Annotated in this window: 1 pseudogene; it reads left to right on the forward strand. The window is 80.5% G+C overall.

What is annotated here, in order from left to right:
- A pseudogene (locus GT354_RS16900) lies at nt 1–231 on the forward strand (hypothetical protein); the annotation flags it as partial.

Consider the following 231-nt stretch of genomic DNA (forward strand, 5'->3'; position numbering starts at 1 on the left):
TGGCCGCCGACGACATGCTGCACCACGTCGGCACGGCCGACCTGCCGGCCGACCCCGAGGCGAGTGCGCCGTGGCGGGCGATCGGTGCGGCGGGCGGCGCGATCGCGCTGGCCGGGATGAACGGGCGCCTGTACGCGGTGGACGCGGGCGGCCGGCTCTCCACCCGGCTGCCGATCCCGGGCCCGGCCGACTTCACACCCCTGCCCGGCGGCGACCCGCCGGCCCCCGGCC

Origin of the sequence: Streptomyces sp. SID3343 (genome assembly GCF_009865215.1) — a bacterium.
GTDB lineage: Bacteria > Actinomycetota > Actinomycetes > Streptomycetales > Streptomycetaceae > Embleya.